The following is a 20,983-nucleotide window of genomic DNA, read 5'->3' as shown; positions in this document are numbered from 1 at the left end:
TGCCTTTTTACGTTCAGATGCGGAATTGATTATTCCGGCGAAGCGCCTGAAACCAACCCGTTAACCATTTGTTGATTCAAAGTCTGTCCGTTGCTGCCGGTAACCTGCAAAGTGCCTCTGAGCGTCGGTTTGTAATCGACATTGGCAGGCATTTGGCCTTGCAAATTGAGCTGCAAATTGGCATTACCGTCCAGCGCCAGGTGCGGCCATCCCCAGTTTTCCAGCTCATTTACCGGCACAGAACGTCCGGTCATTTTCGCGGAGAAATGGCGCTGTGGTTGCTGATCTACCGTTGCCGTCGCTTCCAGTAATCCTTCTTTGGTGAAGGCGCTTAGCTCGGAAATATTCACCTGACTGTCGTTCGCATCCAGCGTTATGGAGGGGCGGCGAACATCATTACGGTTGAACGTCGCTTCGCTGGCGTTGAGATTCAGCTTCCCGCCCCAGACTCCCCACTGATGGTCGCGCGCCAGCAACAAATTACTGCCCAAACCGTCAAGCGCTGTGATCTGGAACGGGAACTGCGCGTTGATATCGATAATCAGGTTACGGTTAGCGATGAACCGGCTGACAGAAATTTCGGCCAGCGGGGCAGGCAGCGCCTGAAGCCAGAGTTGTTTCCAGTTTTGTGGCAGCGTGTATTCCAGCCCGGCAACGGAAAGCTCATCCAGTTGCAAACGCTTGTTTGCGCGCAGCCAGTTACCGGTCGTTCTCAGCAAGCTACGCTCCCAGCGTGCGGTGGCCTGTTTGATGGTAATTCCCTGTGGGGAAAGGTCGAGGCTGATGATTGGATCCTGAATATGCAGATTACCGTCAATCATGTCCGTTGCGTTCAGCGTGATTTCGCCGTCATCGCTTTGCCAGTCGCCTTTCTCAAGCGTCAGGTCCTGCACGGAAAGGTCGACATCGCTGAAAGCCCAGTCAGTGCCTTGCAGCCGGGCGTCGATAAGATCCAGACGCTGAATCGTCACTTTCGGCAGTGTCTGGAAATCATCAAAGAATGCAGAAAGCGATTTTGACGTTTGCAGACGGACATTGCTCAAACGTAAATTCTCGATATTCCAACTGCCGTCAGCGGTCTGCGTCGCTTTACCGGTCAGCTGACCGCGCGCCAGATCGCCACCGAAATTACTCAGTGTCAGATTCTTGTTGTTAATATTGCCCTGAATCAGCACGTTCTCAGCCGGAAGCCCGTTCACGGTCAGGTTCGACGCGCTCAGTTGGAAATCGGCTTTATCACCCAGAAGCTGATTCGGTTTCGGTTGCCACGGCGAAATACCGGCATTAATTTGCTGCCCCTGAATATCGAGGCCCGCGGTATTTCCGGTCAGTGCCATCTTGCTCAGTTGCAGCGTATTGGCCTGTAAGGGCAGCTTGATGGCGGAAGGGCTTACGTTCAGGCGGCCATTGGCCAGAACAACGTGATCGAAAAAGTAAGGGGCTGTAATCTGACGCCAGCTCAAATCGAGATCCACTTCTCCGGCGTTCAGAATTTCAGGCTGATTTTTTTGCCCGAAGATGACATTCGTCAGCGTGATGCGGCCAGGCGTTGACCAGTTGTGATCCAGTTTTTCTACCGAGAGCCGGTACTCGCTGTTGTCGCTTATCCAGCGGCTGACCCAGCCGGCAGCCCAGCGGGTTTGTAATAGGACGTACACCAGTACGATCGCCAGCACCAGAAGTAAGGCGAACGTCAGCAAAATTTTACCGATAAATCTCATCGTCTGGAGCCCTGTAACGGGAAAAAGGAAAAAAGATTCTTTGTTTATGCCGCAAACAGCGACTTTTCTCAACAGGTTAGCAGAAGGGAGACAATAAAAAGCGGCAGGGGTTCCAGACCCGCTGCCGCTGTTGCACGTGGATTACATCCCGTGATTACTTTTCGTGAGGGAAAACCAGATTCAGAACTATCGCAGTGATCCCGCCCGCCGCGATGCCGGAAGACAGCAGCGTTTTAATCCAGTCTGGTGCGAATTGCAGGATCAGCGGCTGCTGGGAAACGCCCATGCCGACGGCCAGTGAAAGCGCCATGATCATAATCGCGCGGCGGTTCAGGCGCTCGCGGGAAACAATACGTACGCCGGAAGCGGCAATCGTACCGAACATCACGATGGTTGCGCCGCCTAAAACAGGCTCAGGAATGTGCTGCACAAATCCGGCGACCGCAGGGAAAAGTCCCAGCACGATCAGCATCAGCGCAACCACGAAACCGACATAACGGCTGGCCACGCCGGTCAGCTGAATCACGCCGTTGTTCTGCCCGAAGCAGGAGTTAGGGAAGGTATTGAATACGGCAGACAGCATTGAGTTCAGGCCGTTAGCCAGCACGCCGCCTTTGATGCGCTTCATGTACAGAGGGCCACTGACCGGCTGCTCGGAAACGTCAGATGTCGCAGTGATATCACCGATGGTTTCCAGCGACGTCACCATAAAGATAAGCATCAGCGGGATGAGCAGATTCCAGTCGAAGCCAAGGCCGTAATACAACGGCGTCGGTAACGTAATCCAGCTGCTCTGCGCTGCTGGCGCCACGTCAGGCAACATGCCCATCATCCAGGCCGCCAGATACCCTACCGCCATGGCGATAACCAGCGAAGCGACGCGCATATACGGGTTCCGCTGGCGGTTAAGCAGAATGATAACCACCAGAACGACGGCGGCCAGAATCAGGTTTTTAGGCGCGCCGAACGTATGATTACTCATCGCCGCATAGCCGCCACCAATTGACGTCAGCCCGACCTGAATCAGCGAAAGGCCGATAATCATGACGACGATGCCGGAAACAAGGGGGGTTATGACGCGGCGTGCAAGGTGCAGGAAGCGCGACAAAACGATTTCGGTGCAGGAAGCCAGCATCAATGTGCCGAACAGAGCGGCCATCATTGTCGGAACGTCAGCGCCCCCGTTTTTCAGCGCCAGACCGCCCATAATCAGCGGCGAGACAAAGTTAAAGCTGGTGCCCTGAATTGAAAGCAGGCCGGAACCGACGGGACCCCAGGTTTTAATTTGCAGAATGGAAGCCAGACCAGAAGCAAACAACGACATGCTGATGATGTGCTGAGTGTCCTGCGCAGGTAAACCCAGCGCCTGACAAATCAGTAATGCGGGGGTGATTACCGCGACAAACATCGCCAGTAAATGCTGACAGGCGGCAAAGAGAGTCTGAGGAATTGGCGGACGGTCTTCAAGCCGGTAAATCAGTTCACTTTTTGGCTGGCGGGAAAGGTCGGGTTGCTGCGAGTCTTGTTCTGTGGTTTGCGAACTCATGTTATGGCATTCCAATAAGCGGCAAAGCGGGCATTTTTATTGAAATACGCCATAAAAGCAAACGTTTGCTAACGACAATTTTAACTGTGAAATCTTGGTTAAAGGATCTTTTATGAACTGTATGTCCGGCTGAGGTTTTTTCTGAGGAAGTCTTGTTCAGTTTCTAACGCAAAATCGGGTAAATGCGTCGGGTAACTGAAAATAAACAGACGCCGGGATAAAGGTCTCGTCGCCTGTTTCAGGCTTTCTGTTTTTCACTTATCGCTTACTGAGTGGCCTCTGCTTTTTCCGTAAATACGGCTTCAGCTTCCGCTGCCTTTTCCTGCGTCAGCAACTGCTTTTCGTAAACCTTGAAGAACGGATAGTAAATCACCATCGAAAGCAGCATCAGCACGATCACCATAATCGAGACTTTGAAATCCCAGCCCATCGCCCATGCAGCACCAATCGGTGCCGGAGATGTCCAGGGAACCAGTGAAATCATGTGCGGAAGAAGATTAGTGGAGACAGCGCAGTAGGCGATCACGGCGTTAACCATCGGTGCGAGAAGGAACGGAATGAAAAAGACCGGGTTCATGACGATCGGCGTACCAAAGATCACCGGCTCATTGATGTTAAAACAACTCGGTACCAGGCTGAGTTTTCCCATGGTGCGCAGATGCGCCGATTTACTGCGGCAAAACAGCAAGACCAGCCCGATGGTAGCGCCGGAGCCGCCGATCACGATCAGGAAGTTCCAGAATGCTTCGGTCATGATATGCGTCATCGGCAAACCGGCGGCGAGATCGGTCTGGTTCAGCCCCAGATTAGTCAGCCAGAAAGCCTGCAACATTCCCGAAACGATTGCCGAGCCATGAATACCGGCGAACCACAGCAGATGGCAAATCAGCACCGCCAGAAGTACGGCTGGCAGGGAGTCAGCAGCCGAAATCAACGGCTCGAACAGCGCCATGATTGCCTGGGGCAACAGCATGTTGAAGCCCGACTGCACCAGTAAACTCAGCGGGAACAGTGTAATCACAACGGCAATAATCGGGATCAGCAGATCGAATGAATGCTTAATGTTGGAAGGAACCTGCTCGGGAAGCCGTATTCCAATATTATATTTCTTCAGCAGCCGGGTCAGCTCTGTTACATAAATCGCCACCAGAATTGCGGTGAAAATCCCTACGCCGCCCAGTGCGGCTGTAGACATTTTTTCATCAATCTGAGGCGCAGCAACCAGCAGAAAAGACATCAACGACAGCATCGCGGTCATAAACGGGTCAAGCTTGTAGCTTCGCGCCAGATTATAGGCAATGGCCGCAGCGATGTAGATCGACATAATCCCCATCGTCATATTGAACGGTGTCAGAATCTGTACTTCATATTTTGCCGACAGTTCCAACCAGCTTCGGGCAAATCCCCAAGAGGATTCAGGAGAGAAAGGTGGATGTACAAAAACCAGCAAGAAGGACCCCACAATCATAAACGGCATTGCTGAAATAAACCCGTCACGCACCGCCATGACATGGCGCTGAGAAGATAACCGGGCCGCAAACGGGCTGATTTTCTGTTCTATAAAATCAAAAAGAGATTGGCTGATACTCATGATGATATTGGCCTTATGGTGAGGGGAACTGACAGGCTTGCCTTAATTATCATCAGTGTAGTGGCGGGGTGTGAAACCGGTTACCGACTTTGCCCCAGTCTGTGAAGGTCATCAAATAACCTGAGGGCTTAATGGTTTTGAGGCAGAAATGAGCAAAAGTCGGGTTGATACATTGAAGCCAAAACATCATTTTCAATAATGTTTTGGCGTTTCAGAGAGAAAAACGAAAGTCGAAAAGTATAAGAATTATGCGTTGGTATAACGCACTCTTTCCGGCAGCCAGCGCTCAATCAGCGCTTTGGCATGATCGGGGAATTGATGCTGAAGATACCGAGCAATACGCTGTACGTCGGGGATCATGGCCTGATCGCGCAGCAAGTCAGCCACTTTAAATTCAGCGCTACCTGTCTGGCGTGTGCCCAGTAATTCACCTGGCCCGCGGATTTCTAAATCCTGCTGAGCAATGACAAAACCATCGTTGCTGTCGCGTAAAACCTGCAAGCGCTTCTGCGCTGTCTTGCTCAGCGGTGTTTTGTACAACAACACGCAGTGAGAAGCGACAGCACCACGTCCGACGCGGCCACGCAGCTGATGTAACTGTGCCAGCCCAAGGCGTTCCGGGTTTTCGATGATCATCAGGCTTGCGTTAGGCACGTCGACGCCCACTTCGATGACAGTTGTCGCCACCAGAAGCTGCACTTCGCCCTGCTTGAATGCTTGCATAACTGATTGTTTTTCATGCGCTTTCATCCGGCCATGAACCAGCCCGATATTCAGCGCAGGCAGCGCTTCTTTCAGCCCTTCCCATGTAGCTTCCGCCGCCTGAGCTTCCAGCATTTCGGATTCTTCAATCAGCGTACAAACCCAGTAAGCCTGGCGGTTTTCCTGCTCGCAGGCGCTTTTCACGCGGCTGATGATATCGCTGCGCCGAGTATCAGGGATCGCAACGGTCGTTACCGGCGTTCTGCCAGGCGGAAGTTCATCGATTACTGATGTATCCAGATCGGCGTAAGCGGTCATCGCAAGCGTTCGCGGGATTGGCGTTGCGGTCATGATAAGCTGATGCGGATGGAAGCCCTGTTGCAGACCTTTCTCCCATAATGCCAGCCGCTGATGAACGCCAAAGCGGTGTTGTTCATCAATGATCACCAGCGATAATGAAGAGAACAGAACCTGTTCCTGAAATATCGCGTGAGTTCCCACGACCATCGAAACCTGACCGCTGGCAATCGCATCCTGCTGCGCCTGTCTGGCTTTGCCTTTTTGTTTTCCAGCCAGCCATCCGACCTGAATTCCCAGCGGTTCGAACCACTGACGGAAATTATTAGCGTGCTGCTCGGCGAGTAATTCGGTGGGCGCCATCAGCCCGACCTGCTGACCCTGCGCAATCGCACAAAGCGCAGCAAGTGCTGCTACCAGCGTTTTACCTGAGCCTACGTCGCCCTGGACCAGACGCATCATTGGATAGCTTTTAGCTAAATCCTGTTCGATTTCAGCCACCACGCGCTGTTGTGCGCCGGTCGGGCTGAACGGCAAAGAGGCCAGAAACTGATTTTTCAGCCGATCCTCATGATGCAGTGGCATGGCTTTATAGCTTTGCGTGCCAGCGCGAACGGCCAGCATGCTGAGATTGTGCGCCAACAACTCCTCCATAATCAGTCGTCGTTGTGCCGGATGATGCCCTTTCTCCAGGTCGGTCAGCTGAATATCTGGTGGCGGCCGGTGCAGTAAATGCAGGGCCTGCGGAAGCGGAATTAGCGAACGGCTTAGTTCTTCCGGCAACAGTTCTGCAATAGGCACGGTATCGAGTAATTCCAGCGCCTGATCAGTCAGTTTACGCAGCGTGGCCTGACGGATGCCTTCCGTTGTCGGATAAACCGGCGTCAGCGATTCCTGCAAAACAACTTCGCTGTTTTCGCCCTGAATACGGTATTCCGGATGAATGATTTCTGCGCCGTGCGTGCCGCGTTTGATTTCGCCATAAGCCGTCACACGGCGTCCAGCAGCCAGACTATTTTTCATTGCTGCGTTGAAGTTGAAAAAACGCAATGTCAGCAAACCAGTGCCATCGCTTATCTGGCAGGTCAGCATTCTGCGACGGCCGAAACTGATGTCACTTCGCAGCACTTCGCCTTCTACGGTCGCAAAGATGCCCGGCAATAAATCATTGATGGTGTACAGACGGGTGCGGTCTTCGTAACGCAGGGGAAGGTGAAGCAGCAGATCCTGAATAGTTTCAAGACCGAGTTTAGCGAGTTTGTCTGCCTGACTGGCTCCCACGCCGGAGAGCGACGTGAGCGGGATGGCGTCGAGCAGGCGGCCTTTCATCTTTTTTTCACCGTCATTTGCATCGCTGACCACCATTCCTCATCAGCAATAATTTGACCCTTCTCATCAATGAACGGGCGCGGTAATTTCTTACGTTGCGCCACATGAGATAAGACCGGATAGCCACCTTCAAAGAGCAGGCGTTGCTGTTCTTTCTCACTTAAAACGCTGTTCTCGCGAGTATACATTCCGGCATTCTCACGCTGGCGCTGTGCTTCGTACAGGATTAAAGCGGAGGCCACTGACACATTAAGCGACTGTACCATCCCGATCATCGGAATAATGATATCGCTGTCTGCAAGAGCCAGCGCTTCGGGAGTAATACCGGTTTTTTCCTGCCCCAGCAAAATACAAGTCGGGCGGGTGTAATCAATCGCGCGGAAATCGACGGCTTTTTCAGACAGGTTAGTCGCAAGAATTTGCATGCCTTGCGCCTTCATTTTGGCGACGGCATCCTGAATAGTTTTGTGCGTTTTGACCTGAACCCAGCTGTTACTGCCCGCAGCGGAAGACACCAGCGTCTTCATTCGGGTCGTTGGCCAGACGGCGTGGATTTGGTGAACACCGACGGCGTCGGCAGTCCGGATGACAGCAGAAACGTTATGCGGTTTATGCACCTGTTCCATGCAGACCGTCAGGTCTGGCTGTCGGGCCGCAAGCATTTCGCGGATGCGCGCATAACGTTCTGGGGTCATAACAATCAGTTTCGGTTGCGGGTAACTTTAATGACGTCCGGCATGATACGAATTTTACGCATAATGTTCGCCAGATGAACGCGGTCGCGGGTCGTCAGGCGGATAAAGGCACTGTATACGCGGCCGTCTTTTTCTTCAGTGCTCAGGCTCTGGATGTTTGACTGCGCGGCGTTAATCGCAGCGGTCAGATTTGCCAGAGCGCCCTGATGGTTAAACATGTCGACTTTGATTTCCGCGATAAATTCCTGATCGGTTTCCTGGTGATCGTCCCAGTCAACGGTCATGAATTTCTCAGGTTCTTTCTGATAACCACGGATATTGCGACAGGATTCATGATGAATCACCAGTCCTTTACCCGGGCTCACGTGAGCAATTATCGGGTCACCCGGAATAGGGCGGCAGCATTTCGCGAAGGTAATCAGCACGCCGTCTGCGCCTTTGATTGGCAGATTACGTGTCCCGGATGTTGCCATCGAAGACTGATCACCCATCAGATTCTTAGCCACGACAACGCTCATAGCATTACCGAGACCAATTTCAGCCAGCAAATCGTCCATCGCCGCGAGCTTCATGCGGTCGAGTTCGTTTTTGATATTTTCTGGCGGAATGTCTGACAGTTTCTTACCGGCACCCAGCGCATGGTTCAGCAGACGACGCCCGAGCGAAACGGAATCATCACGTTTCAGGTTCTTTAGCATCTGACGAATTTTGGCGCGAGCGCGTGAGCTGACGACAAAGTTGAGCCATGCCGCATTCGGACGGGCGCCCGGCGCGGTAATGATTTCGATTGTCTGGCCGCTGGTCAGCGGCTGCGAGAGCGGATAAGGCTGGCGATCTACACGGGCGCCGACGCAGGCATGTCCGATATCGGTATGCACGGCGTATGCAAAGTCGACCGGTGTCGCACCCGCAGGCAATTCGACAATACGGCCTTCCGGCGTGAAGACGTAAATCTCGTCCGGGAACAGATCCGATTTCACGCTCTCGATAAATTCAAATGAGTTGCCTGCGCTCTGTTGCAGTTCGAGCAGGCTTTGCAACCAGCGCTGGGCACGAATCTGCGCCGTCGTGCTGGTTTCACTGTTCTCTTTATAAGCCCAGTGTGCCGCAACCCCCATCTCTGCCATCTGATCCATATCTTCGGTACGGATTTGTACCTCAACCGGAACACCGTGCGGGCCGATTAAAGAGGTATGCAGGGATTGATAGCCGTTGGCTTTAGGGATGGCGATGTAATCTTTAACCCGACCCGGACGCGGTTTGTACAGGCTGTGTGCCTGACCCAGCACGCGATAACAGGTATCGAGTTCTTTAACGATCACCCGGAACGCGTAGATATCCATAATGGAATGGAAACGCTGTTCTTTCAGGTGCATTTTGCAATAGATCGAATACAGGTGTTTTTCGCGACCGCTCACACGGCACTGAATACCGGCTTCGGTTAAACGGCCTTCTATCTCAGAGAGGATTTTTTGGATCATCTCTTTACGGTTACCACGCGCGGCTTTCACCACTTCTTTGATGACGCGATAACGGTTTGGATAGAGTGCTTCGAAACCCAGCTCTTCGAGCTCGGTTTTCAGATGGTGAATACCCAAACGGTGTGCCAGCGGGCTGTAAATTTCCAGCGTTTCGCGGGCAATGCGGCGACGTTTGTCCGGGCGAAGAGAGCCCAGCGTGCGCATATTGTGGGTACGGTCAGCGAGTTTGATCAAAATGACGCGGATGTCTTGCACCATCGCCATGACCATTTTGCGGAAGTTTTCCGCCTGTGCTTCTTTCTTATCGCGGAATTTCAGCTTGTCTAACTTTGAAACGCCTTCAACCAGCTCAGCAACGCTTTTGCCGAACAGTTGTTCCATATCCTGGTAGGTTGCAGGCGTGTCTTCGATAACGTCGTGTAATAACGCCGCCATAAGAGTCTCATGATCGAGCCTCATTTCAGCCAAAATACATGCCACGGCTACCGGGTGAGTAATATAAGGCTCACCGCTGGAGCGTGTTTGCCCCTCATGCGCGTCCCGCGCCACGAGGTAAGCCTGCACGAGGCGCTTAATTTGCTCCTCCGGCAGGTATTTTTGAATCAGTTGATTCAGGCTTTCAAAGATATACAAGTGAGATCCGTTTCGTTAATTAACGACGACCTTCAGCGATGGCAGTCACTGCCTGAATCTCTGCGGCTTCCTGCTCTTGCTGTTCCTGACGGTCACGAACGTCGAGGATCTGATTCGTGATCAGGCCTTCTTCAATTTCGCGCAGGGCAATAACAGTGAATTTATCGTTTTCTTCAGCGACCAGTGGATCTTTACCACCAGATTGCAGCTGGCGTGCGCGACGAGCAGCCACCAACACCAGGTCAAAACGGTTACCAATTTTCTCAACAGCGTCTTGAACAGTTACGCGTGCCATATATGTGCTACTCCACAGGGTGACGAAAGACTGGGCATAATACTGAAAGTGACTTCAGTCTGCCAATAGTTTGGTGATTAATCCGTCATGACGGAGCCGTTGACGGCTCAGACGCAGACGTTCGGCGCGAATAATCGTTTTTAAATCCGATAAAGCCAGATCAAAATCATCATTCACAATTAAATAGTCGTATTCGGCAAAGTGCGTCATTTCTGCCACAGCCTGCGCCATACGTTTTGCGATAACCTCTTCGCTGTCCTGACCCCGGCCACGCAGGCGACGGTCAAGCTCATCTTTTGATGGCGGCAATACGAAAATACTGCGTGCCTGTGGCATTCTTTTCCTGATCTGCTGGGCACCTTGCCAGTCGATGTCCAGAAAAACGTCAACGCCAGACGCCAAAACCTGCTCAATGGTTTCACGTGAAGTCCCGTAATAATTACCGAAAACTTCCGCGTGTTCTAAAAAGGCATCACGCTCAATCATCCCGCGAAACTCTTCTTTAGAGACAAAAAAGTAGTGCTCGCCATGTTTCTCGCCCGGACGTTCTGTACGGGTTGTATGGGAAATAGAAACCTGTGTGTCGTAGAGCGGTTGTGTTTTCAGTAAAGCCTGAATCAGACTTGATTTACCTGCTCCACTCGGGGCGGAGATAATATATAGCGTGCCTTGAACCATGATGACGTTTCAACTGAATGGGTTGATAGGAAGTATGCGAAGAGTGATCTCTCGCACAGTATACACGCTCGCCGCATTCGGTGCAGCGTTCCGACGTATTTCATCGTAACTAAGCCTGAGAAAATAGCCCTTCTTTGTGGAATTACGCGCCGCATTCCAAAATTTCTTTGAATTGCAGCAACGAATCAAATAATCGGGAAGGCGTCTCGCAAGCACAAACATTGGCACTGGCAGATAAAATATCGACAGCGTTTACTGGCACCCACAAGGAGGTGCTTATGCGCCGTTTCACTCTTTTTATCAGCGTGTTTTGTTTTATTTTCTCCGCCGCGGCCAGTGAGATATTGCCGCAAGATTGCCCTGCGTGGTCATCTGTGCAGCTGGCAAGGGAAACACATAAGCTCACTGAGCAACTGGCTCAGTGGGATAAGGCTTACCATCAATCTGGTAGCAGCCCGATTGAAGATGCTGTTTACGATAACCTGCGACAGAAACAGAGCCAGTGGCTTCAGTGCGCCGGATTGCCATTGCCTGAACTCGTGGTGCCAGCTCGCGATGACGCCGTCATGACTCATCCTGTCGCCCATACCGGGCTCAATAAATTACGCGATAAACAGGCCGTTTCAGACTGGATGCGCGGGCGTAAAAATCTCTGGGTGCAGCCTAAAGTTGACGGTGTGGCCGTTTCGCTGATTTACCGCTATGGCAAACTTGCGGCGCTGCTAAGCCGCGGAGATGGAGAGAAAGGCCAGAACTGGACGGGTAAAGCGGCATCCATTCCGTCTATTCCACTCAGTATTCCCGATAAAGGCCCGGAGCTGGTATTGCAGGGCGAGCTGTATCTGAAGATGACCGGTCATCAACAAAGTGTTGAAGGTGGCATGAATGCAAGATCGAAAGTGGCGGGTGCCATGATGCGAAATTCTTTGTCCGATCAGCTCAGTCAGTTTGGTATCTTCATCTGGTCATGGCCTGACGGGCCTGCCGACATGCGGGAACATCTCCAAAAACTTAGTGCTTTAGGGTTCCCTGAAGTTTCTCAATTCACACTCGCAGTTAACTCGGTGGAAGATGTATCGAAATGGCGGGATACATGGTTCCTTCAGCCACAGCCTTTTGCGACGGACGGTGTGGTAATCCGTCAGCAACAAGAGCCTGCTGGAAAATACTGGATAAATAAACCCGCCACATGGGCCGTTGCGTGGAAATATCCGCCTGCAAGACAACTCACGGAAGTTTCAGGTATTACGACAACCACGGGGCGAAGTGGAAAAGTCACCGTGATTCTGAACCTGAAGACATTGAAACTGGGCGATAAATCGGTGAGTAAAGTCAGTGTAGGCTCGGTAGCCCGCTTTAAAGCATGGGATGTGTTGCCCGGTGATCAGGTGGCTATCAGTCTGGCCGGTCAGGGGATCCCGCGCCTTGATGATGTCACGTGGCGCGTGAGCGAACGCCCCGAAATAAACCTTCCTGAGCCACAACAATATGATGTGCTTTCTTGCTTAACTCCGGAGCCCGGCTGCGCGCCGCAGTTTCTTTCGCGCCTTGTGTGGCTCAGCAGCTCAGAAGGGGTCGATATGGTCGGTTTCGGCGGTGCGACGTGGCAAAAATTACTCGACGGGATACCGCCTGATTCACTGGTTTCGTGGCTAAATCTTAATGAGAAAGAAATGGCGACGGTGCCGGGGATTAGCGTTAAGCAGGCTCAGAAGCTGGTGGCACAAATTCGGCTGACGCGGGATAAAGGCTTCAAACGCTGGCTGTCAGCATTGGGATTTCCTTCCTTTGCCCTTAAATTTGCAGAACAAAGGCAAAACTGGCGTCAGCTGGAGGAACTTAGTTCGGATGAGTGGGAAACAATGGCTGGAATAGGTCAAAAACGCGCCCGCCAGGTCTACGATTTCATTCATCATCCGCAGGTGGTGGCGCTGGCGGAGCGGCTGAAGCAGGCAAAACTGCCTGCTTTTCAGTAATCCGTAAAGGTGCCCGGTAAGTTAATGGTCTGAGTGTGGGTAATTGAAAACAGGCAGCCCGAGGCGAAAGCGCAGCGCGATAAGACGGGCAGTAAAGCCGACAAGCAGGGTGACGATGACCACCATATTGTGCGGCAAAGCGAGATATTGCAGGCCGATATAAACCCAGGCGGAGGCGAAAGAGATACCAGCGTAGATTTCTTTCTGAAAGACCAGCGGGATCTGATTACACATCATATCCCGCAGTACACCGCCGAAAACGCCGGTAATCACGGCACAGACGGACGCAATGATTGCGCCGTGGCCCATATCAAGCGCGACCTGTGTCCCGATGATCGAAAACACCACCAGACCTAAGGCATCAAGCACGAGGAACAACCGGCGAAGATGCTGCATTAGCGGTGCCAGCCAGGTCGTCATTATCGCGGCAACGGCCACAATCACAATGTATTCAGGATGCTTAACCCAGCCTAAAGGATAGTGTCCCAACAACATATCACGAACAGAGCCGCCGCCAATCGCGGTCGCTGCCGCGATAATAATGACGCCGAAAGAGTCCATTTTACGGCGCCCGGCCGCCAGAGCACCGGTCATGGCTTCTGCGGTGATCCCAATTATATAAAGCACTGTGAGTAACATGAATGTTCGCCGGACAAATCAGTAAGTGAGAAAGCAGGAGTCACGTAGAGTAATGAGCTTTTCATTAACTCTCGATTGAGTTTTTCTTTTGCATTCTCTTTAGGATTACTAAAACTAATGTAATGTAGCCACGAGTCAGGCTAAGCAAAAGACTCTGGGGGAATTCTGATTTATTTTAGATTAGAAAAACAGTAATTGCATGCCAGCTTGTTCATCCTTCTTTCGTTTTTTTCCTGAGGTGTCTCTTCCATAAAGATGAAAAATGTCTACTTTTAAGTTACGATTATTCAAAATCGTCACTAAAAGACGAAAAGCTCAATTGTTTCATCTGTCCGGAGGAGTGTATGAAGCCCGAAATTCCGGTTGCGTTAACTCAGCGTGGACCAGCTGAGCACGAACGGCGCGAACAAATTATCGATGCGGCATTTGATCATTTTCGCCTGTATGGTTACGCCAAAACGTCTGTGGCGGATCTGGCGAAATCAATTGGTGTTTCAAGTGCTTATATTTATAAATTTTTTGAGTCAAAACAGGCAATTGGTGAAGCAATCTGTTCCCAGCGTGTCGGTCAGATTGATCAGGCTTTGCTGCTGATTGCTCAGAGCGACCAAAGTGCAACTCTGCGCCTGCGTTCAATTTTTAAGACGTTGTTAACACGTAGTCTGGATCTCTTCTTTCAGGATAGAAAGTTACATGACCTGGCTGCGACAGCTTCGGCGCAGCAGTGGAAATCTACGCTTAATCACCGGGCTATGATGTATTCCATTTTTGAAAAAATAGTCAATGACGGGCGTGAGTCTGGCGAATTTGAACGTAAAACGCCTCTGGATGAGGTGTGTATGGCCATCACCAGCGTGACGACTCCGTTTTCTCATCCGCTGTTGCTGGAACAAAAAACGCCGGAGCAATTAGAAGAACGCGTGCAGGCCATCACCGGTCTGGTTCTGCGTAGTCTGGCAAAATAGTTGAGACAAAAATTTAGAGTAACGGGTTTACAAAATCGTAATTCGTCACATACTGTCAGCCTTTAATTAAAATCGTTTCTGCCCGCTGGTGGAAGTTCCAGCAGAAACTTGTGTCTTTAACAGACAGAGAGGAAAGTTTTATGACTCATCGTCGAGTGGTTATTACCGGCATGGGGGCTGTGAGTCCTCTGGGCTGTGATATCGAAACTATCTGGAAGCGCCTGCTGGCCGGTCAGTCTGGTATCCGCGTTTTGCCGGAAGAAATTGTTGAAACGCTGTCCGTGAAGATTGGCGGTCAGGTACAAACTAAAGAACAGGATCCTGAATCAGGTTTCGATCCTGACCTTTTTGTTGTGCCAAAAGACCAGAAAAAAATGGACCGTTTCATTCTTTTCGCTATGGCTGCTGCCGATATGGCGATTGCGAATTCAGGCTGGAAAGCGGAAACCGCTGAACAGCAGGAACGTACTGCAACCGTCATCGGTTCTGGTATCGGTGGTTTTCCGGCGATTGCGCATGCGGTGCGTACCAACGACAGTCGTGGTGCTAAGCGTTTATCCCCGTTCACCATTCCTTCCTTCCTGGTGAATCTGGCTTCCGGTCAGGTTTCTATTAAACACCAGTTCAAAGGCCCAATCGGCGCGCCGGTTACCGCCTGTGCGGCAGGTGTTCAGGCAATCGGTGATGCGGTTCGTTTGATTCGCAATGATGAAGCAGACGTTGCACTTTGCGGCGGCGCTGAAGCGGCTATCGATACCGTCAGTCTGGGTGGTTTTGCGGCGGCAAAAGCGATGTCTGCGGGTCACGAAGATCATCCTGAAAAAGCGTCACGTCCATTCGACAGCGCTCGCGACGGCTTTGTGATGGGCGAAGGCGCAGGCATGCTGGTTATCGAAGAACTGGAACATGCGAAAGCGCGTGGTGCAAAAATTCTGGCGGAGATCGTCGGTTACGGTACCAGCGGTGATGCTTACCACATGACTTCCGGGGCAGAAGATGGCAACGGCGCTGGCCGTGCGATGAAGATTGCTTTGCGCCAGGCGGGCATTCAGCCTTCGGATGTACAGCATTTGAATGCGCATGCGACTTCTACGCCGGTGGGTGATTTGGGTGAAATCAATGCGATTAAAACCCTGTTTGGTACAGACGGTAAACTAGCGGTAACATCCACCAAATCTGCAACCGGCCACTTGCTGGGCGCTGCGGGCGGTCTGGAAACTATCTTTACCATCCTGGCTGTGCGCGACCAAATCGTTCCGCCAACGCTGAACCTTGAAAACAAAGATGTTGCGGCAGAAGGCCTGAACATCGTCGGCAATACGGCGCAGAAGCACGGCATTACTTACGCGCTGTCCAACGGCTTTGGTTTTGGCGGTGTAAATGCTTGTGTACTGCTGAAACGTTGGGAAGATTAATTTTCTTCTGAATTTCAGAGATGAAGCATAAAAAAACGCCTCCGGTCAGACCGACGGGAGGCGTTTTTTATTGCGTCAGAACAGGTGATTTACTCGATGTTCTGAATCTGCTCGCGCATTTGTTCGATAAGCACTTTTAGCTCGATGGCTGAAGTCGTGACATCGGCATTGATCGATTTCGATGCCAGCGTATTCGATTCACGGTTAAATTCCTGCATCATGAAATCAAGACGGCGACCCACAGCCTCTTCTTTCTTCATGATTTTATGCGTTTCTTTAACGTGCGCTTCAAGTCTGTCGAGCTCTTCTGCCACATCAATACGCTGCGCCATCAATACCAGTTCCTGTTCCAGGCGGGTATTTTCCAGCTGAACCTGCGCATCTTCCAGTTTACTCACCAGACGTTCACGCTGCCATTGCAGGATATTAGGCATCTGGGCACGAACTTTCACGACTTCACCGCTGACGCCGTCAAGACGTTGTTCAATCAGCGTTTTCAGCGCAGCACCTTCGCTTTCGCGCGCGCTGATAAAGTCGTCCAGCGCTGTATCCAGCGCCAGCAGCAGTTCGGTGCTGATTGCATCCAGATCCTGTTCTTCGGCCAGCATCACGCCCGGCCAGCGCAGAACTTCCAGTGGATTAATTTCGCCTTCGTCGCTTTGCATTTTTACCCATTGCGCCGCTTCAACCAGCTGTTTCGCCAGTTTTTCATTCAGCTGCAAAGTGCTTTGTGCGCCAGGATCGAGATCAAAACGCAGATTACATTCGACTTTACCCCGTGTCAGACGGGCACGAATGCGCTCGCGAATAACCGGCTCCAGGCTGCGAAATTGCTCTGGCAGACGGATGTAAGTTTCGAGATAACGTTGGTTTACCGAGCGAAGTTCCCACGCGGCGCTGCCCCAGTCACCCTTAATTTCGCGTCGGGCATAAGCGGTCATACTACGGATCATGTATGCGTACCTGTTAATGTAAAGATGCAGCGATTATAGCCCCGGTAAGCGGGTCATGATAGGCATTACCTCGCGAAGTCCGTATAATGCGCAGCCAAACACGATTCGCGACCCGGAGAACTATCCATGCGTCCAGCAGGCAGAAATGCACAACAAGTACGCCCCGTAACACTGACCCGCCATTACACTAAACACGCTGAAGGTTCCGTGCTGGTGGAGTTTGGTGATACCAAAGTGCTGTGTACCGCGACGGTCGAAGAAGGCGTTCCGCGTTTCCTGAAAGGTCAGGGCCAGGGATGGATCACGGCTGAATACGGCATGCTGCCGCGCTCCACGCACAGCCGTAATGCGCGTGAAGCCGCGAAAGGCAAACAAGGCGGTCGTACTCTTGAAATTCAGCGTCTGATTGCCCGCTCATTACGTGCGGCAGTGGATCTCAAAAAACTGGGTGAATTCACCATCACGCTGGACTGCGATGTTTTGCAGGCTGACGGCGGCACGCGTACTGCGTCTATCTCCGGTGCCTGTGTCGCGCTGGCGGATGCACTGAACGCGCTGGTGGCAGCGGGTAAACTGAAAGCTAATCCCATGAAAGGGATGGTTGCTGCCGTTTCCGTCGGTATTGTGAAAGGTGAAGCGCTGTGCGACCTCGAGTATGTTGAAGACTCCGCTGCTGAAACGGACATGAACGTGGTAATGATGGAAGATGGCCGCATGATTGAAGTACAGGGTACCGCCGAAGGCGAGCCGTTCAGCCACGAAGAACTACTCACTTTACTTTCCCTCGCACGAGAGGGGATCGACACTATCTTCCAGGCGCAGAAAGCGGCGCTGGCGGAATAATTTTTTAAGGCGACTGAGAAGTCGCCTTTTTTATGGCCTGCGGGCTGACAATTGCAGATATAAGACGTTAACGAGGAGACCATCAATGAAAGCCTATCAGCGCCAGTTTATTGAGTTCGCACTGAACAAACAGGTTTTGAAATTCGGCGAGTTTACCCTGAAGTCCGGGCGCATCAGTCCTTACTTCTTCAATGCCGGTTTGTTTAATACTGGCCGTGATCTAGCGTTACTGGGACGTTTTTACGCTGAAGCATTGATGGATTCAAAAATTGATTTCGATTTAGTTTTCGGCCCGGCCTATAAAGGGATTCCGATCGCGACAACCACCGCCGTCGCGCTGGCTGAGCATCATGACCGCGATGTACCGTATTGTTTCAACCGAAAAGAAGCCAAAGATCATGGTGAAGGCGGTTTACTGGTGGGTAGTCCGCTTCAGGGTCGCGTCATGCTGGTTGATGATGTGATTACTGCCGGTACAGCTATCCGTGAATCCATGGAAATCATCAATGCTCACAACGCGACGCTGGCGGGCGTGCTGATTTCTCTGGACCGTCAGGAACGTGGCCGCGCGGATATTTCGGCGATTCAGGAAGTCGAGCGTGATTATCACTGCAAGGTGATTTCAATTATTACGCTGGCGGATTTGATTGAATATCTGGAAGAAAAAGCGGAAATGGCTGACCATCTGGCGGCTGTGCGCGCGTATCAGCAAACATACGGCGTGTAATCATTCCTGTGAAATGAAAAAGGGCCTTTAGGCCCTTTTTTGCATCTGTAACCGTGCTAAAGATTGACGTTATTGCAGCTGAGCAGAAATCAGTGGCCAGCGGGTTTCAAAGTCCTGAGTCGGACGATATTTGAACTCGGAGCGCACAAACCGCGACAACATGCCTTCGCAAAATGCCAGCAACTGGCTGGCGAGAAGGGTTTCATCACTGGCGAATCCGCTGCCCTCGCGCATTTTCTTTTCGCGCAATACCTGTCGCAACTGCGCTTCAATCCGCTCAAAAAGCTGGTTGATGCGGCCTTGTAATCGGTCTTGTTCGAACATCAGCGCATGACCTGTCATGATGCGGGTCAGCCCAGGATTGCGTTCTGCAAAACCTAAAACCAGCAGCAAAATCAGACGGATTCGGTTTAACGTATCTTTTTCATCCTGCAGGATAAGATTGATACGGGTGATCAGGCTGTCTTCGATAAACTCGATTAAGCTGTCAAACATCCGCGTCTTACTGGGAAAATGACGGTAAAGAGCTGCTTCCGAAACGCCAACGCTGGCGGCGAGTTTCGCGGTAGTGATCCGCTGGCTGCCATCGCTGGACTGAAGCATTTGCGCTAACGCCTGCAAAATCTCTTCGCGCCGGTTCCTTTTTGTCGTTTCTTTCTCTGCCATGTCTGAATAGACCCTTGCTAAAAAACGGCTAAAATCATGGAGAAACCGCACAACTGCCGCATGAATCACTGTGATCCTGCGGCTTATTTCGTTCCCTTGGTGTTGTTACGGTCTGATAGTGATAAGGATCTGTTCAATATCGCGTCAAAATCTGCGGTGCTGAACAGGTTCTTATTGACGGCCCGAGTGGCCAAAACCACCTTCACCGCGTTCACTGGCGTCAAAATCTTCCACCAGATTGAATTCTGCCTGAACCACTGGCACAAACACCATTTGAGCAATACGTTCGCCCGGCTCGATCACAAATGTAGTCTGACCACGGTTCCAGACGGAAACCATCAGCTGGCCCTGATAATCGGAATCAATAAGACCAACCAGGTTGCCCAGAACGACGCCGTGTTTATGGCCCAAACCTGAACGTGGCAGGATAACCGCCGCCAGATTTGCATCGCCGATATGGATAGCCAGACCGGTTGGAAGTAACGTCGTTTCGCCCGGTTTCAGTTCTACAGACGTGTCCAGACAGGCGCGTAAATCCAAACCTGCGGAGCCCGGTGTCGCGTAGGCAGGTAAAGGGAAAGTCGAACCGATGCGCGGGTCGAGAATTTTAATGTCGATTTTTTTCATCATAACGGCTGACAATCTCTTCTAATAAACGTTGACCAAGCAGGGACTTATCGCTGAGCGGTAAGATTTTATCCCCGTCCTGCCAAAAAAGATGCAAGGCATTGGTATCAGTATTGAAACCGTGCCCGGCAAGTGAAACGTCGTTGGCGCAAATCAGATCCAGATTCTTGCGGATCCTTTTTTGCCGCGCATATTCTTCCACATTCTGGGTTTCTGCGGCAAACCCCACGACATAAGGCCTGTTTTCCGACATTGCCGCAACGCCTGCCACAATATCGGGGTTTTTAACCATTTTTACAGTGATTTCATCACCTTGTTTTTTGATTTTTTCTTCAGCAACCAATTCTGCACGGTAATCCGCAACGGCGGCACAGGAGATGAAAATCTGCTGTGAAGCGGCGGAAAGCTGAACGGCTTTCTGCATATCCAGCGCGCTTTCGACGTCAATGCGGCGGACATTCGGCGGTGTCGGTTGTGATACAGGACCCGCAATCAGGGTGACCTGTGCGCCACGGTCAGCAGCCGCTTTGGCGATGGCGAATCCCATCTTTCCTGAACTGTGGTTGCTGATAAAACGTACCGGGTCGAGCGCTTCGCGCGTCGGGCCTGCGGTGACCATAATGTTCAAATGCGCCAGATCTTTACGGGTAGAGAAGTGGGTATTGGCCAGGTCGACAATCACCAGCGGATCAAGCATCCGGCCCGGACCGATATCGCCACAGGCCTGGCTTCCACTGTCAGGTCCCCAGATTAATGTGCCGCGTGCGGCCAGTTTCTCCAGATTTTCCTGAGTGACGGCAGCGCGATACATCTGCTGATTCATCGCCGGCAACACGGCGACCTGCGCGGCAGTTGCCAGACAGACGGTCGTCAGCAAGTCATTCGCCATACCCGCATTCATTCGTGCAAGCAAATCAGCCGTTGCGGGAGCAATCAGAACTAAGTCAGCCCACTTGCCCAACTCGATATGTCCCATTGCCGCTTCAGCAGCCGGATCAAGCAGGTCATCAGACACCGGATAGCCAGAAACTGCCTGCAGGCTCAGTGGGGTCACAAAGGATTTCGCCGCTTGTGTCATGACCACGCGCACTTCTGCGCCTCTTTCACGTAAGCGACGTACCAGTTCTGGTGCTTTATAGGCAGCGATACCACCGCTGATACCGAGCACAATATGTTTGCCGGAAAGTCCCGTCATCATCATTGT

At 51.8% G+C, this 20,983-nt stretch carries 18 protein-coding genes; 5 read left to right on the top strand and 13 right to left on the bottom strand.

Going from position 1 to position 20,983, the window contains the following annotated elements:
* Positions 1–29: 29 nt before the first annotated feature.
* The 8 genes from ACLBVC_RS20795 to gmk all read right to left on the bottom strand — a co-directional run bounded on the left by ACLBVC_RS20795 (position 30) and on the right by gmk (position 10,968).
* Positions 30–1,721 (bottom strand): AsmA family protein, encoded by a 1,692-nt coding sequence (locus ACLBVC_RS20795; protein ID WP_410151196.1) that lies wholly within the window; start codon positions 1,719–1,721, stop codon positions 30–32.
* A gap of 154 nt (positions 1,722–1,875) precedes the next feature.
* On the bottom strand, positions 1,876–3,267 hold the full coding sequence (locus ACLBVC_RS20790) for a uracil-xanthine permease family protein (RefSeq protein WP_410151195.1): 1,392 nt from the start codon (positions 3,265–3,267) through the stop codon (positions 1,876–1,878).
* A gap of 265 nt (positions 3,268–3,532) precedes the next feature.
* A complete protein-coding gene (locus ACLBVC_RS20785; protein WP_410151194.1) occupies positions 3,533–4,858 on the bottom strand; it encodes a PTS sugar transporter subunit IIC in 1,326 nt (441 codons plus the stop codon).
* A gap of 246 nt (positions 4,859–5,104) precedes the next feature.
* Positions 5,105–7,186 carry an ATP-dependent DNA helicase RecG gene (gene recG / locus ACLBVC_RS20780; RefSeq protein WP_410151193.1) on the bottom strand — a complete coding sequence of 694 codons (2,082 nt, stop codon included), beginning with the start codon at positions 7,184–7,186 and terminating at the stop codon, positions 5,105–5,107.
* Positions 7,183–7,881, bottom strand: coding sequence for a tRNA (guanosine(18)-2'-O)-methyltransferase TrmH (trmH, locus tag ACLBVC_RS20775; RefSeq protein WP_195825802.1), 699 nt, complete (start codon positions 7,879–7,881; stop codon positions 7,183–7,185). Before trmH ends, recG begins: the two co-directional genes overlap by 4 nt.
* A gap of 5 nt (positions 7,882–7,886) precedes the next feature.
* Complete coding sequence (gene spoT / locus ACLBVC_RS20770) at positions 7,887–9,995, bottom strand: bifunctional GTP diphosphokinase/guanosine-3',5'-bis pyrophosphate 3'-pyrophosphohydrolase (protein WP_410151192.1); 2,109 nt, start codon at positions 9,993–9,995, stop codon at positions 7,887–7,889.
* 19 nt (positions 9,996–10,014) lie between these two features.
* On the bottom strand, positions 10,015–10,290 hold the full coding sequence (gene rpoZ, locus ACLBVC_RS20765; protein ID WP_015699238.1) for a DNA-directed RNA polymerase subunit omega: 276 nt from the start codon (positions 10,288–10,290) through the stop codon (positions 10,015–10,017).
* 54 nt (positions 10,291–10,344) lie between these two features.
* A complete protein-coding gene (gmk, locus tag ACLBVC_RS20760; RefSeq protein ID WP_410151191.1) occupies positions 10,345–10,968 on the bottom strand; it encodes a guanylate kinase in 624 nt (207 codons plus the stop codon).
* A gap of 278 nt (positions 10,969–11,246) precedes the next feature.
* Between gmk and ligB the strand changes: the two genes are divergently transcribed.
* Entirely contained in the window at positions 11,247–12,944 is a 1,698-nt protein-coding gene (gene ligB, locus ACLBVC_RS20755) for an NAD-dependent DNA ligase LigB (protein WP_410151190.1), read from the top strand.
* A 21-nt stretch (positions 12,945–12,965) separates the two neighbouring features.
* On the opposite strand, the gene ACLBVC_RS20750 is transcribed toward ligB, so the two are convergent.
* Positions 12,966–13,583: a trimeric intracellular cation channel family protein gene (locus tag ACLBVC_RS20750; protein ID WP_410151189.1), complete on the bottom strand. Its 618-nt coding sequence runs from the start codon at positions 13,581–13,583 to the stop codon at positions 12,966–12,968.
* 344 nt (positions 13,584–13,927) lie between these two features.
* Between ACLBVC_RS20750 and ACLBVC_RS20745 the strand changes: the two genes are divergently transcribed.
* Positions 13,928–14,548 (top strand): TetR/AcrR family transcriptional regulator, encoded by a 621-nt coding sequence (locus ACLBVC_RS20745; protein WP_410151188.1) that lies wholly within the window; start codon positions 13,928–13,930, stop codon positions 14,546–14,548.
* A gap of 140 nt (positions 14,549–14,688) precedes the next feature.
* A complete protein-coding gene (gene fabF, locus ACLBVC_RS20740) occupies positions 14,689–15,963 on the top strand; it encodes a beta-ketoacyl-ACP synthase II (protein WP_410151187.1) in 1,275 nt (424 codons plus the stop codon).
* Positions 15,964–16,052: 89 nt separating this feature from the next.
* Here the strand turns inward: fabF and ACLBVC_RS20735 are convergent, their stop codons facing one another.
* Positions 16,053–16,916: a YicC/YloC family endoribonuclease gene (locus tag ACLBVC_RS20735; RefSeq protein WP_195816120.1), complete on the bottom strand. Its 864-nt coding sequence runs from the start codon at positions 16,914–16,916 to the stop codon at positions 16,053–16,055.
* A gap of 126 nt (positions 16,917–17,042) precedes the next feature.
* On the opposite strand from ACLBVC_RS20735, the gene rph reads away from it, so the two are divergent.
* Both rph and pyrE read left to right on the top strand, forming a co-directional pair.
* Positions 17,043–17,759, top strand: a complete 717-nt coding sequence (rph, locus tag ACLBVC_RS20730; protein ID WP_101079933.1) for a ribonuclease PH — start codon at positions 17,043–17,045, stop codon at positions 17,757–17,759.
* A gap of 85 nt (positions 17,760–17,844) precedes the next feature.
* The gene (gene pyrE / locus ACLBVC_RS20725) at positions 17,845–18,486 is read left to right on the top strand and encodes an orotate phosphoribosyltransferase (RefSeq protein ID WP_101079932.1); all 642 of its coding nucleotides are present in this window, start codon (positions 17,845–17,847) and stop codon (positions 18,484–18,486) included.
* Positions 18,487–18,555: 69 nt separating this feature from the next.
* Here pyrE and slmA read toward each other — a convergent pair whose 3' ends face one another.
* The 3 genes from slmA to coaBC form a co-directional block, all read right to left on the bottom strand.
* Positions 18,556–19,152 carry a nucleoid occlusion factor SlmA gene (slmA, locus tag ACLBVC_RS20720; RefSeq protein ID WP_410151186.1) on the bottom strand — a complete coding sequence of 199 codons (597 nt, stop codon included), beginning with the start codon at positions 19,150–19,152 and terminating at the stop codon, positions 18,556–18,558.
* A 171-nt stretch (positions 19,153–19,323) separates the two neighbouring features.
* Positions 19,324–19,782: a dUTP diphosphatase gene (dut, locus tag ACLBVC_RS20715; RefSeq protein WP_410151185.1), complete on the bottom strand. Its 459-nt coding sequence runs from the start codon at positions 19,780–19,782 to the stop codon at positions 19,324–19,326.
* Positions 19,760–20,977 (bottom strand): bifunctional phosphopantothenoylcysteine decarboxylase/phosphopantothenate--cysteine ligase CoaBC, encoded by a 1,218-nt coding sequence (gene coaBC, locus ACLBVC_RS20710; protein WP_410151184.1) that lies wholly within the window; start codon positions 20,975–20,977, stop codon positions 19,760–19,762. Before coaBC ends, dut begins: the two co-directional genes overlap by 23 nt.
* Positions 20,978–20,983: the final 6 nt, after the last annotated feature.

The sequence above is a fragment of the Rahnella selenatireducens genome (assembly GCF_046449555.1).
GTDB classification, from domain to species: domain Bacteria; phylum Pseudomonadota; class Gammaproteobacteria; order Enterobacterales; family Enterobacteriaceae; genus Rahnella; species Rahnella selenatireducens.
Note: the sequence above shows the minus strand (reverse complement) of the source record. Positions and strands in the feature narration are given on the sequence as shown.